Origin of the sequence: Microcoleus sp. D2_18a_D3, assembly GCF_036702455.1 — a bacterium.
Taxonomy (GTDB): domain Bacteria; phylum Cyanobacteriota; class Cyanobacteriia; order Cyanobacteriales; family Microcoleaceae; genus Microcoleus.
Genome location: NZ_JAUBTK010000093.1, coordinates 14,370 through 29,268 on the forward strand (window position 1 = coordinate 14,370; position 14,899 = coordinate 29,268).

Below are 14,899 nucleotides of genomic sequence, written 5' to 3' on the forward strand. Positions count from 1 at the left end.
TTGACCGCATCTTGCAGCAGTCTTTTCGGCTGAGTCCACGATCGAGCTTAAGGATGGCGATCGCCTGCTGGTAGCAGTTTTGGTGAACCCAACACTCCTCTACTGGCTAAAATGGGACTGTCGCGCGGCCCATTGATATCAAATCTGTTAGCATCGGAATTATTCCTATCTCTATTCTTTTCATCGGCGTGAATCTGCGTCAATCTCTTGTCATCTGCGGTGAAAAAATTATCTTTTTTTGACCGCAGATACAGGCAGATTAACACAGATTAACGCAGATGAATTAGATCGATTCCGGTTGCACCATCCGTGATGGTTGACTGTTGACTGTTGACTGTTGACTGTTGACTGTTGACAATCTAAAATCTAAAATCTAAAATCTAAAATCGATTGACTGTTGACGGTATTTTACTATTTCGATGCTACCGAAATTGATATGAATTTGCCCGCCATTATAAAATATCCACAACAAAAAGCTTTAAACATTATTGTTAGTATTCTAAGATTTAAGTTATCTAATCAATAAAAGTATAGCGTTTTTTCAGCGAGTTAGTGCTGTATTTTGCCTAAAAATAACCTTGTGTTTTCCCAGGATTAGCACCGCTATAGGTACTTTTTAATTGCGTCTTATGGCGCTGAATAAATAATTTGTCTAGCACCAGTTAGGCACCCCCTCAAACTAAATCATTGAAAGCCAAGCTAATAAACGTAGAAGATTCGGCTTGTTTTTCCCATATATCCTTATATGGTCATCCTAAATTATTGGTAAATTTCTTACTCCCGATCGAGCGGGTTCGGGGAGGGTGGGGGTAGGGTAAAAATTTACGACTTCGGCAAGGATTGCTATACTAATAGCTGTTGGTTTTCCAACAGGGAATTACCAAGAATCAATTACTAATTGCCTATTAATTTATTCAGAGCGATTCCGTGACCAAAGTAAATTTTTATCGCTTTTTATCGCTGACAGCTAACCTTGAGCCATACGATCGGCTATATTGTATTTGGAAGTACATTAATTTGTCCCGAAAGCGGTCTAGTCTCATCGCCGCCGATCGCGTCAGCTTCTGAATAAACATAGTCCGCTGTCAATAACAGCAAGGAAGTGTGGAATCATGTCCAAAATTTTAGTAGTGGACGACGTAAAGAGCGAACTAGAAATAATCTGCCGCATTCTTCAAGATGCCGGATTGGAGGTGCTCCGGGCGGGCGACGGCGAAGAGGCGATCGCCCTGATCCGCAAAACCCCTCCGGCTTTGGTCGTTTTAGATGTAGTGATGCCGCGAATGAACGGGTTTGAAGTGATCAGAGAATTGCGGGGCGATCGCGCAACTGCAAAATTGCCCGTAGTATTTTGTACTCATAAAAACACCGAGATCGATAAAGCTTGGGGAACTGATTTAGGGGCCGACGCTTACGTCAGCAAACCGTTTGAACCTCAGCAACTCGTCCACATAGTGCAGCGCTTGCTTTCAGCGTAAACCGAATATAAAGCGATCGACCACTTCCCAAAAAACATTATACCGACAAACCCCGTTATTTTTAATAAACTGGGTTTTGGAATCCCATAAAAGTTTATCTTTAATGATAGAAACCTGCTTATTTGCCGCAGCCCAGATTTATTTAACGGAAACTTTTGAGCCACCCAAACTGATGCTGAAAAACTCGATCGGCGATCGGCTTTAGGGTCAAAGCAAAACTCTAATTTGTAAGGTACACTAGAAACTAAAAATAAGCCATGAAAATAACGGCTCCCCCCGCTGGGGGGCATCAGACAAGTGCAACAAAGCAATTTCTCCTGTTCGGTCAAGGAGGCAGTCTGTTCGGCATAGAATTAGAGGCAGTGCGGGAAGTCCTTTCCCTCAAGGAACAACCGATTTCCCTGGTTCCCAACACCCAGCCATTTTTGCTGGGATTAACCAACTTGCGGGGCGAAATCTTAGCAGCAGCAGACTTCGGACTGTTTGTCGGTATTGAGTCGGTTGACACCTACCACCCAAACAGCCGCATCTTAGTTGTAGAAGCCCCCGATCCACGAGACGTGAGATTGTTGTCGAAAATGCGCCTGGGATTAGCCGTCTCCCGCGTCGAAGGAGTTTTACCTCTCAATCCCGATCGCATTGTCTCAGCACTAGATGTCAGTCCCGACCTAGCTCCATTCTTAAAAGGTTTGTACAATTCCGAAGGACGCTTGCTAATGATTGTCGATGTAGAAGCGATCGCCCATTCCGAACGCTGGTAAAAATCAACAATAAAGATAAGTCTGCAACGGCTTTCCATCAATAAATTTAACTAACGATCGCCCGCATCCTATTTGCCCATCCTTAATTTTATGATCGAAATTCTCTATACCTGGATCGCAACGACTTTCACCCTGACGTTGCCTGACTTCTCCCAATCGGTGGTAGCTGGAGCTGCTAATTGCATTATTTGTGTGTGTTACTTTGCCATCGCCTGGATAATCAGCTTAGGTTTGTGGCGAAACCGTCAATTCGGGTTCGACATCTTCGCCACAGCCACAGCAGCCATATTTTGGACCTGCGCTTTCGGCCACAGCGGCCACGCCGCCGAATACCTAGGGCTGCCGCACTCTCCAGTGGCACAAACTGTGTTCGATTGGATAACTGTAATGGCGGCGCTCGTTTTTTTGAGTTTGTCCAACCGCTACGGATTCTTAGTAGGTTCCAAGCAAATCCTGAGCTCTAAAAAAGAAACAGAACAAGCGCTGAGCGAAACTACCCAGCGATTTCACGCAATCTTCGACCAAGCTTTTCAAGCGATCGCATTATTGGAGCCCGACGGTACTCTGATCGAAGCAAATCAGACAGCGCTAGAATTGGGCGATTTCCAAGCATCAGAAGTGCTGGGGCTGAAATTTTGGCTGACACCAGGGTGGGCATCATCTCCAACCAACCAGCAGCGCCTAAAAATGAACATTAAACAAGTCTCGGCCGGCAAGTTTGTCCGGGAAGAATACGAAATCACCGGATTCAACAACCAGGTGACAGTAATTGACGTGTCGTTTAAGCCGCTGTTAAATGAAACAGGAGAAGTATTTCAAATCATCGCCGAAGGCCGCGACATTACCCAGCGCAAACAGACAGAATCCTCATTGCAGCAGCTAACGGCAGAACTAGAGCAGCGAGTGAATGAAAGAACCGAGCAGATCCTGCAAACTAACGCACAATTGGAACAGGAAATTCTCGATCGCACCGCAGTCCAAGAGCAATTAAAAGCCTCAGAACAATTCTTAAACAACATCCTCAACAGCATCCCCGACCCCATTTACGTCAAAGACCAACAGCACCGCTGGATAATATTAAACGATGCTTTTTGTCAATACCTAGGTCACAGCAGAGAAGAACTAATGGGCAAATGCTACGACCAGTTTTTGCCCAAACAGGAAGCAGAGACATATCGCGAAAAAGACGAATTAGTTTTCTTGACAAACACCAGCACCGAAATCCAAAAAACCATCACAGACCCAGCAGGAAATACCCGCTTTGTCTCCGCCAAAAAATGTACCTTTGTAGATGCCGACTGCAGGAAATTTCTCGTTTGCGCGATTAGAGATATCACCAATCGCGTGGAAATGGAAGAACAACTGCGGCAGACACTGGCAGAAGTAGAAAGCTCCCAAAACTTGCTGCGAACAGTCATTGACGCTACGCCAGACTGCATTTTCGTCAAAGATCGAAACTTGCGCTACACCCTAGTCAATGCAGGTTTCGCCGCCGCCTTCGGCAAAACTCAAGCAGAAATTATCGGCAAAGACGACGCAGAAATCGGCATATCGGTCGATCGAATCTTCGCCAACTTCCAGGCCGAAACCGATTCCCAGAACCAAATCCAAAACTTCCGGGCCGGCAACCACCTCGCGCCGGCCTCCAACGACCTAGCCACCTTAGCCGACGGCAAAGTACACACCTTCGACACCCAGAAATTGCCCCTCAAAGATGCAGAAGGCAACATTTTAGGAATCCTCTGCTTCGCGCGCGACATCACACAGCGTCGCAAATCTGAACAAGAACTATTGCGGTTCAAAGCAATTTTAGAAACCACAACAGACTGGGTAGGCATAGCCGACTCCCAACAGCGCGCCATTTATCTCAACCGCGCAGCCAGAGAAATGTTGGGAGTTGGCTCTGACGCAGATTTAACCGGAATCCGCATTTCTGACCTGACATCCCCCAAAAGTATCGACACTCTTGTGAACGTCGGCATCCCCGCAGCTTGCCGGGACGGGGCGTGGAGTGGCGAGACTGTTTGGCAGAGTTTAGACGGCGAAGAAATACCAGTTTCTCAAGTAATTGTTGCCCACAAATCCGAGAATTCAGAAGTTGAATTTGTCTCAACGATCGCCCGCAACATTACAGAACGCAAGCGCGCCGAAGAAGCATTGCAGCAGAACTTGCAAATGCTCGATCTTGCCAGCGATGGCTTGATCGTTCGGGATATGGACGGCACGATTAATTATTGGAGTCAGGGAGCCGAACGGATGTACGGCTGGACAAAAGAAGCAGCCTTGGGCAAAGTCACTCATACTCTATTGCACACCATTTTTCCCCAGCCTTTCGCAGCTATTTTGGCACAGTTAGAAGAGCAGGATTATTGGGAAGGAGAAGTAATTCATACCACTAATTATGATACTAAAATCACCGTATTTAGTCGTTGGAATTTGCAGCGAGACGAACAGGGAAAACCCAAAGCCATTTTAGAAACTAACAACGATATCACGGAGCGCAAGCAAGCCGAAATCGAAAAGCAAAGATTGATTTCGCTCGTAGAAAGCAGCTCAGATTTTATCGGGACTGCAACAATGGAGGGAGAGGCAACATACCTGAATGTCGCGGGAATGAAACTAGCAGGATTGCGAAATATTGAAGAAGTCAAAAGCAAAAGTATGTATGACTTCTTCTCAGTAGAAAATGGTAAGATTTTCAAAGAAGAAATCGTGCCGGCTACTGTGCGAGACGGTTTTTGGCAGGGTGAATTCCGCTTGAGGAACTTTCAAACCGGCGAAGACTTTCCGGTTGACTTCACCCTATTTACAGTCAAACACCCAGAAACCGATGAGCCTATGGGGTTCGCAACAGTTACTCGCGACATCAGCGATCGCAAACGCGCCGAAGAGATGCTGCGCGATAGCGAAAGACTGTTCCGAGCCATTTTTGACCAATCGTTCCAATTAGTGGGGCTGCTCAAACCAGACGGAACCGTTTTGGAAGTCAACCAAACAGCCCTCGCCGCCGCCGGAATGGAGCGCGAAGACTTTGTAGGCACGCAGTTTGTAGATAATTTGTGGTGGCAAATTTCCCCAGAAGCCAAGCAAAAAGCGCAAGATGCGCTCGCAAAAGCCGCCGCCGGCGAATTTGTCCGCTACGAAGCCGACGTGCTCGTTGCTGGAGGTGCTGTGATGACAGTGGACTTCTCCCTCAAGCCGATCGTAGACGACAGCGGCAAAGTCGTGCTGCTGATTCCCGAAGCTCGCGACCTCACCGATCGCAAAGCCCTAGAACGAGAATTAGTTTTGCGTCAAACCCGCTTTGACGCATTTTTCACAGCCGTCCCAGCCTCAATGTTTATTTTTGACGAGCAGTTGCGCTTCGTGCAAGTCAACGAGAAATTAGCGGAAACCACTGGCGCCTCAGTTGCCGAACACCTCGGCAAGACGGTGAGGGAAATTGTACCAGAAATGGTCAATACTCTACAGCCGATGTTCGAGCAGATTCTCGCCACTAACCAACCGTTTTTAAACATGGAGGTGTCGGGATCAACCCCCAAGGAACCGGGCGTCCTGCGAGATTGGCTGGCGTCATATTTTCCTTTGCCCGGATCTGACGGCAAACCCATCGGTGTCGGCGGTGTGGCGATCGAAATTACCGATCGCAAAAAAGCAGAACTAGAGCGCGATCGATTTTTTACCCTTTCCCTAGACTTGGTTTGTATTATAGGTTTTGAAGGCAGATTCAAGCGCGTCAATCCCTCTTGGGAAAACACACTCGGCTACAAGGCGAATGAACTTGAAGACAACTATTATATCGATTTAGTCCACCCAGACGATCGCGAATCAACCATAGAACAAGCGGAAAAAGTAGCTAGCGGCGCTGAATTAAAGTCTTATGAAAATCGCTACCGCTGCAAAGACGGTTCCTACAAATGGCTGTCGTGGAAAGTGCGACCTGTAACCGAACTAAAGCTCATGTATGCAGTCGCTCGCGACGTTACCGAAACCAAACAGGCGATGGTGCAACTGGAAAAAACAACAGCCCAATTAGCCCGTTCCGAAGACCAATTTCGCCAGCAAAGCAATCTCTTGCAACTGCTAATAAACAGCATTGGCGACGGCATAATTGCTGCCGACGAAAAAGGCAATTTTGTTTTGTTCAACCCCGCCGCCGAAGATATTTTTGGCACGGGTTCGACAGATACTCTTCCCGACGAATGGTCAGCAAGATACGGTTTATTCTTGCCCGATACGGTAACTCCCTATCCCCCAGCGGACATACCTTTATCGCGCGCGGTTCGAGGAGAAGCCGTTGACGACGTAGACCTTTTTACCCGCCACGCAGGCAAGCCAGAGGGCCTGTGGGTGAAAATTAACGGTCGGCCACTCAAAGACGAAACGGGGGCGCTTAAAGGCGGCGTAGTCGTTTGCCGCAACGTCACCGAACAAAGAGCATCCCAGCAGCAAATGCAGCAGTTGGCCGAGGCACAGGAACGCTTGCTGCAAGAACTCAAAACTCGGCAGAATGCCCTAGACGAATCGGCGATCGTCAGCGAGACTGATGTCCAAGGCATGATTACCTACGTCAACGACGGATTCATTGAAATCTCCGGTTACAGCATGGGAGAACTCCTGCACCGCAACCACCGCCTCGTCAATTCCGGCCACCATCCCAAATCATTTTTTGAAGAAATGTGGGTGACACTTTCTCGCGGTTTGGTGTGGAAAGGGGAAATCAAAAACCGACGCAAAGATGGCTCGTTCTACTGGGTAGATTCGACGATCTCCCCCATCTTTGATACCAGCGGCCAAATAGTCAAATATATCGCCATTCGCTTTGACATCACCGAGCGCAAAGAGGCAGAAGAACGACTAGGAAAATTGGCCGCAGAACGTAAAGCTGAAGCTGATTCTCTGACGCAGCAAGTCCTTAAATTGTTGGGAGAAATTAAAGGCGCGGCTCAAGGCGACTTGACAGTCAGGGCGGAAGTGACTAACGACGTTTTAGGTGCTGTCGCCGACTCTTTCAACTTCTTAATCGGTTCTCTGCGGAAAGTGGTAACGGGAATTCAAACTTTAGCCGAACAGGTAACATCTGCCACCGGCGAGTCAATTAAAAATACCAGTCAACTCACCCAACAGGCAGAAATTCAAGCAGCAAAAATATCTGCCATCATGCGCGAAATCGAGCGGATTGTGAATTCGATCCGCGACGTGCGAGATGTTTCGGTGCGGGCAGAAACAGTGGCTCAGCAGTCTTCTCAAACGGCTGAAGTCGGCGGTATGGCGGTCGATCGAGCTGTCGAAGGCATTAACGGGCTCCGGTTGACGATCGCCTCTACCTCGAAAATGATGAAGCGTTTGGGCGAATCTTCGCAGCAAATTGGCAAAATTGTGACTTCGATTTCTCAACTTGCTTCGCAAACTAATTTATTAGCTCTGAATGCTACTATTGAGGCGGCGCGAGCCGGCGAACAAGGTTTAGGCTTTGCAGTTGTTGCCGAAGAAGTGCGGAAATTAGCAGAAAGATCCGCCGGCGCTACTGAGGAAATCTCGGAAATTGTCGGTACAATTCAAGAAGAAATCAGCCGCGTGATGAAGGCAATGGAATCCGGGACGCTGGAGGTAGTGGAAGGCACTAAGCTGGCAAGCGAAGCTAAAACTCACCTCAATGCCATCATCGAAGTTAGTCGAGAAATGAATGCTTTGGTACAGAATATTACTAGCGCATCTGCCAAGCAAACTGTTTCGGCTGAGGGAATTGCTAATAGTATGCAGCAAGTCAACGAGATTGCGAATACTACCGCACAAAAAGGTGCGGATGTAAAAGCATCTTTGGACGAGTTGTCTGGTTCTCTGGGCCAATTGCAAAAGTCGGTGGCGAATTTCCGTTCGTAATTTTAGAACCCCGACTTATTGAAGAAGTCGGGATTCGGGGTATTGTGGCAGTGTGCGATGAATGGTAAGATGGATGAGTATTTGAAATACTTTTAGGTTGGGGCTATAGTGTTTGAGATTGAGTTTACAGACCAAGCGATTGAGGATTTGCAGTGGTTTAAGAAACACGAACAGAATGTAATTGTTGACGGTATTGAGGCTAACCTTTGTTATGAACCCGCTACTGAGACGCGCAACCGGAAAGCCCTGCGTCCAAATAATACAGCAGAATGGGAATTGAGATTGGGTGTATATCGCATTTTGTACAACGTTGACAAGCAAGTTAAAATTGTCAGTATAGAGCGCATCGCTGGCAAGCAGGGGAATAGATACATATTTCAAGGAGCAGAGGAAGAACTATGATGAACTGGGATTATCGAGTATTTTTTGAGGATGGCGGGTACACAATTCGCACGGTGTATTATGACGATAAGGGTGCGATCGCAGCCTGCTCTGAAAAAGAAACCGCACCTTTTGGAGAATCAGTGGAAGAACTTCAAGAAGAATTAAACCAACTCCTTGCTGCTCTAAAAAAACCAGTTATTTCGGCTGACGATGTGCCACCTCCAAGCGATCGCCCGAAGGCAAAAAGAGGAAAATCATTGCAAGCAGTGCGGCAACAACTTGGCTTGCGATCGGAAATAACGAAAGAAAATTCCTTAGAAAATTCCTTGAGTTCAAACGATTAGCAAAGAACCGAGGTTATCGGTAAGAGTTCAAAACTACTGGCCGCTTATCTTGGCCGCTCATATGAATGATGACGATTTAAACGAATTAATAGATGCTTTTACGGCAGAATGCGAAGAGTTTCTCCAGTCAATGGAAACAAATCTGCTGGCGATGGAAGCTGCGGGTTTGAAAGAGCGACAAGCGGCAGTTAAAGAAATGTTTCGGGCGGCTCACTCGATTAAAGGTGCGGGTTCGATGTTGGGCTTTCAAAACGTGTCGGCGGCGGCTCACACGCTGGAGGACTGTTTTGTCATTTTGCGCGATCGCACAGACTTGTCAGCCCTGGAACCGACTACTGTGAGTGTTTTGCTGCAGGGGGTGGATGCTCTCAAAAAGATTACGATCGAATCAGTTCAACACTCCGATGTCACAACTCCGGATCAAACGGAAAACTTGGAGGCGATAGCCCAAATTTTCGATCAGTTTCAGGCCAAGTACGGCGAGTCAGAACAGCCCCCAGTCCCCGCAGCCAACCAATCCACCGCCTCGGAAACCCTGAAACTGATTTTTGAACAGCAAGTGCCGGCACTCTTCAATCGCCTAGAAACCGAGCTTTCCCAAGCTTCCGAGGCAGATTTGACAACAAGCGTCACCGCCCTCAACCAGGTTTACTACCAACTCTCCGGTTTGGCTGGAATGCTGCAATTGCCGGATTTTGGGAAAGTCGCCGCAGCCATCAGAGATTTGATCGACTCTCCAAACTTGACTCTACAACGGTTGCAATCCGAGGGTTGGGCGATCGCCCAAAACTTGCAAACCGCACGCCAACAAATATTGGAAGGAAGGGCGATCGACATCCCCGAAATCTCCCCCACTCCCCCCCACTCCCCCTCTCCCACTCTCCCACTCTCCCCCTCTCCCACTCCCCCCGAAATCTCCCCCTCCCCCTCTTCCCCACTCCCCAACGCGCAAAGGCCGACAATCCGCGTAGACTTAGAACGCTTGACAGAATTAGTGAATCTAGTCGGAGAATTAGTCATCAACCGTACAAATCTAGAACTTCAAGAATCCGAACTGCGCGGCGAAGTCAAGCGCATCCGCCGCAACATCGTAGATTTGAACCAATTCGGCGGCCAGTTGCGAGAAGAATACGACAGACTGAGCTTTGCAGAGTGGAGAGGGGGAAACGGGAACTCTGGATTGGGAAAACTTGCTGCTGCAGAAACAGAATTCCCCATGATTGCTAACGGCAAATCCTCTCCGGTTCATGCTCACTTCGATATCTTAGAGATGGATCGTTATACAGAGTTCCACTCGACAGCCGCAGAAGTCATCGAAACTGCCCAAGCAATTTCTCAATCCGCCACCAAATTAGACACCTTAGCCATGAAATTCGAGCGCAGTACCGACCAACTGCGCCGCATTACCGAACAACTACGCAGCCGCGTCATGCAGTTGCGAGTCGTGAGTTTCAGTCGCGCCGTCGATCACTTGCCCAGAGCGCTCCGGGAGATGTGTCTCACATACGATAAGGATGTCAACCTGCTGCTAGTGGGAAGAGATACCAAAATTGACGAAAGTTTGCTCGACGCTTTGCGCGACCCCTTAATACACTTAGTGAGAAACGCTTTCGACCACGGCATCGAAATGCCCGAAGTTCGGAAAGCAAGCGGCAAGCCCGCCAGCGGTCAAATAGAAATAGAAGCCCGCCACCAAGGCGGCCAAACTATTATTACTGTCGCCGATGATGGCAAAGGCATTGACCCGGAAATGATTCGCCGTAAAATTGTCACAAAGGGTTTGGCTACGGAGGAACAAGCTCAAGACTTTTCCATTGCCGAACTCTACGATTTTCTGTTTTGGGCGGGTTTCAGCACTACTGAAGGGGTCAGCGACCTTTCGGGGCGGGGAGTCGGGCTCGACGTGGTGCGAACAAATTTGCGGACTGTGCGGGGAACTGTGAAGGTAGACTCTCGCCTGGGAAAAGGTACGAGTTTTATCATTAAACTGCCACTGCTGCTGTCGATTACTGATGCTTTGATGGTGAAAACCGATCACAATAAAATAGCAGTGCCGCTTGATGCAGTCGAGGAAATTCTGCACATTAAAGCCTCGGAAGTTCACATTGCCGGCAATCAGCCAATGCTGTGGTGGCGGGAGGAATTTATTCGTTTGGTGAGAATGCAAGATTTGCTCGAATACAGCGTCGTCGGGCCGGATGCCCCCTCTCCTGACCCTTTGACCCAAGACGAAATTCCTGTCCTGGTTTTGGCTTCTACCGAAGGAATGCTGGCGGTGGCCGTGGAACGGCTGATCGGTCAGCAGGAAATTGTGGTTAAACCTTTGCCACCGCCTCTATCCAAGCCTCGCGGCGTTTTGGGGACTACGATTTTGGGGGACGGGCGCGTGGTGAATATTCTGGATGTGGACGATTTGGTGCGGCAACCTGTGGTAAATAGTTCGATCGCCGCTATCTCCGGTAAAGTGCAGGAGATACCGGCGAGTGTGAGTCAGTCACCGCAGATTTTGGTAGTGGATGATTCCTATACCATTCGCCAGTTGCTGTCTCTGACGCTGACTCGTGCTCGCTACCGGGTGGTACAGGCTAAAGACGGCGTGGATGCCCTGGAAAAGTTGCAAAATGGTCTTGATTGCAGTTTGGCGATCGTGGATATTGAAATGCCGCGGATGGATGGATTTGAATTGTTGCGATCGATCAGATCGACTGAGCGGTTTGCTAAGATTCCCGTAGCTATGCTGACATCCCGTAGCGGGGCAAAACATCGGCAAATGGCAATGGAATTAGGCGCAAATCAATACTTCACCAAACCTTACAGCGAAGCCCAACTTTTACAAGCTATCCCCAAATTAATCCACCACTCAATAATTTAAGCCAAAATCTCAAATCTCCACTCAAATAATCCCTAATCTCAAACAAAACTTAGCTCAAAAGTAATTGAGTACGCTAATTATAGTGGGAAGCTACGCAGCCGACTCACCTACTAAAATCCAATATTTTTCAATTTAAAACCTAATATCAATTCCGGTTGTATCGGAATGATTAAACCGCAGAGGACGCAGAGGATACAGAGAAAGGGAAGAGAGAGATGAATAATTCAGATGCCAAGGGAGTTGAGATAAAATCAATAATCTTCAATCCTCAATCCAATAATCCTCAATCTAAAATCTAAAATCTAAAATCTAAAATCTAAAATCGAATGACTCACGCCAATTACAATCGCCGATTTCGGAGCAATAAACAAGCCACTGTTAGAATTGCCCCTAAAAAATTTGTTTCCTTTGAAATAGGAAAAATTTATTATGCTGTTGCTATTGAACGAGTGGAGCGCATTGTTAAAAACTTTAATGCCTACGGCATTTTACCTAACGGTAATAGTTTACTGCGGCATCAAGAAGAACTGATTACCATAATTAATTTATCCACAATATTTCCCAGCAGTCCGAGCATGGCTGAGTGCAAATACCTGATTATTTGTACCTTAAATAAAAGCGATCGGTTGGGGATTCCCCTTCCTGATATGCCAAAAATTTTGGAAATTACCGAAGAAAGCTTCTGCGAGATTCCCGAATTGTACCGTCAACAGCAACTGCCTCCGGTAATAGAAAAGTTAATTCGCGCACCTGATGGTTCCGAAGTTTTTTATCTGAATTTCGATCTATTTAGCGAAATGTAGGGTGTTCACTTTTCGAGGTATTATACCATATAAATAGTATTTGGGCAAACAAAAAGTTATAGATTTATGAAAAAACTCACAATAATGTCGATCGCCCTACTAATTTTTGCAGCAACTCTCGATTTGCCGAAGGTGGGGCTGCAACTAAGTGCGATCGGGCAAATAGAAACACCCCAACCAATCCCAACACCTCAACCAATCCCAACACCCCAACCCATCCCAACACCCCAAACAATCCCAACACCCCAACCAATCCCAACACCCCAACCACAAACACCCCAACAAATCCAAACACCCCAACAAATCCAAACACCCCCAATCCAAACACCCCAACCAAAAGCAAACGACCCCAAAAAGCTCGGCTACGTCTCCCCAGAATTTGCCGAAAATTTCTCCCAGCAACAAATTGACCAAATCAACGCCAACGTCGAAATGCTGCTGCTAACTCAAAGCTGCTCCCGCTGCGACCTCCGAGCCGTAAAATTAGTTAACATTAACTTAAAAAATCCCATCCTTACAGGAGCAGATTTATCAGATGCCAACCTCAGCGGTAGTCGGTTCGAGATATCAGATTTTGTCAACACCAATCTAGCTCGCACAAACTTAAGCGGAGCCGAATTAGTAGGAGCGAGAATCAGCAACGCTAACCTCAGAAAAGCTAACTTGACAAAGACAAATCTCGACGGTGCAGACCTGCGATTTTCCGACTTGAGAGATGCCAATCTTTCCGATGCCAACCTCCGCAATGCTAATATAGATGGCGCTAGTATCGATCGAGCAAGTATGGCCGGCACCACAATGCCAGACGGCAGAAAAAATCAATAATAATAGAGGTAGTCTTATGTCGCCGATTAAACAACGCCTTCTCGAAGCGATCGAACGGACTCCTGAGCCACTTTTAGAGCAAACGCTGGCATTTCTGGAATTTTTGACCAGTCGGACACAATCCGCGATCGCCCCAGACTTCGACTCAGATTTTGACTCAGATACCGACTCCAACGAGCAAATCCTCGCCGATCTGAAAGCCTCCCTCCACCAAGCCAAAGCGGGACAAACCTTTCCCATATCGGAACTCTGGGACGGTATCAATGTCTGATATGTCAGTCCAAGTCACATTCACGGTACTCTTCAAACGTCGCCTCAAAGGACTCGCTAAAAAGTATCGCCAAATTCAAACCGATATTCAGCCAGTCCTTGATGAGCTTATCCAAGGAAACTTCATAGGAAACCAGATTACAGGGACTCAATACACCGTTTACAAAGTCCGGGCTAAAAACAGTGATTCCCAAGTTGGTAAGAGCGGCGGTTATCGCTTGATTTATCAAGTTGAATCACCGACTCAAGTTGTTTTACACCTGATTTACTCGAAATCAGAACAAGCAAATGTCTCCGCCGAGGAAATCCAAACTGCGATCGCAGAATACCAAGCGAACCCAGACGAATAAGCCATTTTTCAAATCTAAACGCTTGCCCTTCTTGCTCTTTGAGGCGCTCGCTGTCATCGTCAAAATCCGTGTCCTGCCTTCCTTCAATTCTATTCAAACAGCCAAAAACCTCTGAATCACCTCATCACTTAACTCGCTAGTGCTTCCAGAAGCCACAATCCCGCCTTTTTGCATAGCATAATACCAGTCAGCTTGCCGCACAAAATGCAAATGTTGCTCCACCAACAAAACAGAAATTCCCCTAGTCGCAACCACACGGCGCACCGCAGCTTCTATGTCTAAAATAATAGATGGTTGAATCCCTTCCGTAGGTTCATCCAAAACCAGCAACTGCGGCTCACCCATCAAAGCCCTAGCAATAGCTAACTGCTGCTGCTGTCCCCCGCTCAAATCACCTCCCAGGCGATCGAGCATAGTTTTCAAAACCGGAAATAACTCAAAAATTTCATCAGGAACTTCAGGATTTTTGGTTTTGGTTGGTTTCGCTTCCAAACCTAACAAAAGATTTTCTTTTACCGTCAAACGTGGAATAATTTCACGTCCTTGAGGCACATAACCAATGCCTAATCTAGCCCGCTGGTAAGTCAACTTAGAAGCAATAGATTCTCCGCCAAAAGCAATAGTGCCACTGCGCGGTTGCAGCAACCCCATAATCGTTTTTAGCATAGTAGTTTTGCCCACACCATTGCGGCCGATCAAGCAAACCATTTGCCCAGCATTTACGCTTAAATCGACATCGCGCAAAATGTGACTTTCGCCGTAATAAACATTCAAATTAGAAACTTGTAGCATATTCTTGGGAGTAGTAATGAATAATTGGTAATTGGCAATCGGTAATCGACAACAGTCAACTAACTAATGACTAATGACTAATGACTAATGACTAATGACTAATGACTAATGACTAATGACTAATGACTAATGACTAA

The 14,899-nt window shown here is 47.1% G+C and carries 12 protein-coding genes; 10 read left to right on the plus strand and 2 right to left on the minus strand.

Going from position 1 to position 14,899, the window contains the following annotated elements; all coding sequences use genetic code 11:
* Positions 1–47: 47 nt before the first annotated feature.
* Positions 48–203, minus strand: a complete 156-nt coding sequence (locus QUB06_RS29090; RefSeq protein WP_333438238.1) for a hypothetical protein — start codon at positions 201–203, stop codon at positions 48–50.
* Between the two features lie 909 nt (positions 204–1,112).
* Between QUB06_RS29090 and QUB06_RS29095 the strand changes: the two genes are divergently transcribed.
* From QUB06_RS29095 to QUB06_RS29140, 10 genes are all read left to right on the plus strand, one after another.
* Entirely contained in the window at positions 1,113–1,478 is a 366-nt protein-coding gene (locus QUB06_RS29095) for a response regulator (RefSeq protein WP_333143350.1), read from the plus strand.
* A 257-nt stretch (positions 1,479–1,735) separates the two neighbouring features.
* Positions 1,736–2,239 carry a chemotaxis protein CheW gene (locus tag QUB06_RS29100; RefSeq protein WP_333143349.1) on the plus strand — a complete coding sequence of 168 codons (504 nt, stop codon included), beginning with the start codon at positions 1,736–1,738 and terminating at the stop codon, positions 2,237–2,239.
* A 90-nt stretch (positions 2,240–2,329) separates the two neighbouring features.
* Positions 2,330–8,122: a PAS domain S-box protein gene (locus QUB06_RS29105; RefSeq protein WP_333438239.1), complete on the plus strand. Its 5,793-nt coding sequence runs from the start codon at positions 2,330–2,332 to the stop codon at positions 8,120–8,122.
* A 108-nt stretch (positions 8,123–8,230) separates the two neighbouring features.
* Entirely contained in the window at positions 8,231–8,524 is a 294-nt protein-coding gene (locus QUB06_RS29110) for a type II toxin-antitoxin system RelE/ParE family toxin (protein WP_333438240.1), read from the plus strand.
* The gene (locus QUB06_RS29115) at positions 8,521–8,850 is read left to right on the plus strand and encodes a hypothetical protein (RefSeq protein ID WP_333148424.1); all 330 of its coding nucleotides are present in this window, start codon (positions 8,521–8,523) and stop codon (positions 8,848–8,850) included. The genes QUB06_RS29110 and QUB06_RS29115 overlap by 4 nt, the downstream gene beginning before the upstream one ends.
* Before the next feature lie 61 nt (positions 8,851–8,911).
* Entirely contained in the window at positions 8,912–11,722 is a 2,811-nt protein-coding gene (locus tag QUB06_RS29120) for a hybrid sensor histidine kinase/response regulator (RefSeq protein ID WP_333438241.1), read from the plus strand.
* 326 nt (positions 11,723–12,048) lie between these two features.
* Positions 12,049–12,525 carry a chemotaxis protein CheW gene (locus QUB06_RS29125; protein ID WP_333438242.1) on the plus strand — a complete coding sequence of 159 codons (477 nt, stop codon included), beginning with the start codon at positions 12,049–12,051 and terminating at the stop codon, positions 12,523–12,525.
* 66 nt (positions 12,526–12,591) lie between these two features.
* Complete coding sequence (locus tag QUB06_RS29130) at positions 12,592–13,350, plus strand: pentapeptide repeat-containing protein (protein WP_333438243.1); 759 nt, start codon at positions 12,592–12,594, stop codon at positions 13,348–13,350.
* Between the two features lie 16 nt (positions 13,351–13,366).
* A complete protein-coding gene (locus QUB06_RS29135) occupies positions 13,367–13,621 on the plus strand; it encodes a hypothetical protein (protein WP_333036453.1) in 255 nt (84 codons plus the stop codon).
* Positions 13,614–13,970 carry a type II toxin-antitoxin system mRNA interferase toxin, RelE/StbE family gene (locus QUB06_RS29140; RefSeq protein ID WP_333145661.1) on the plus strand — a complete coding sequence of 119 codons (357 nt, stop codon included), beginning with the start codon at positions 13,614–13,616 and terminating at the stop codon, positions 13,968–13,970. The genes QUB06_RS29135 and QUB06_RS29140 overlap by 8 nt, the downstream gene beginning before the upstream one ends.
* A 93-nt stretch (positions 13,971–14,063) precedes the next feature.
* Here QUB06_RS29140 and urtE read toward each other — a convergent pair whose 3' ends face one another.
* Positions 14,064–14,762, minus strand: coding sequence for an urea ABC transporter ATP-binding subunit UrtE (gene urtE, locus QUB06_RS29145; RefSeq protein WP_333145659.1), 699 nt, complete (start codon positions 14,760–14,762; stop codon positions 14,064–14,066).
* Positions 14,763–14,899: the final 137 nt, after the last annotated feature.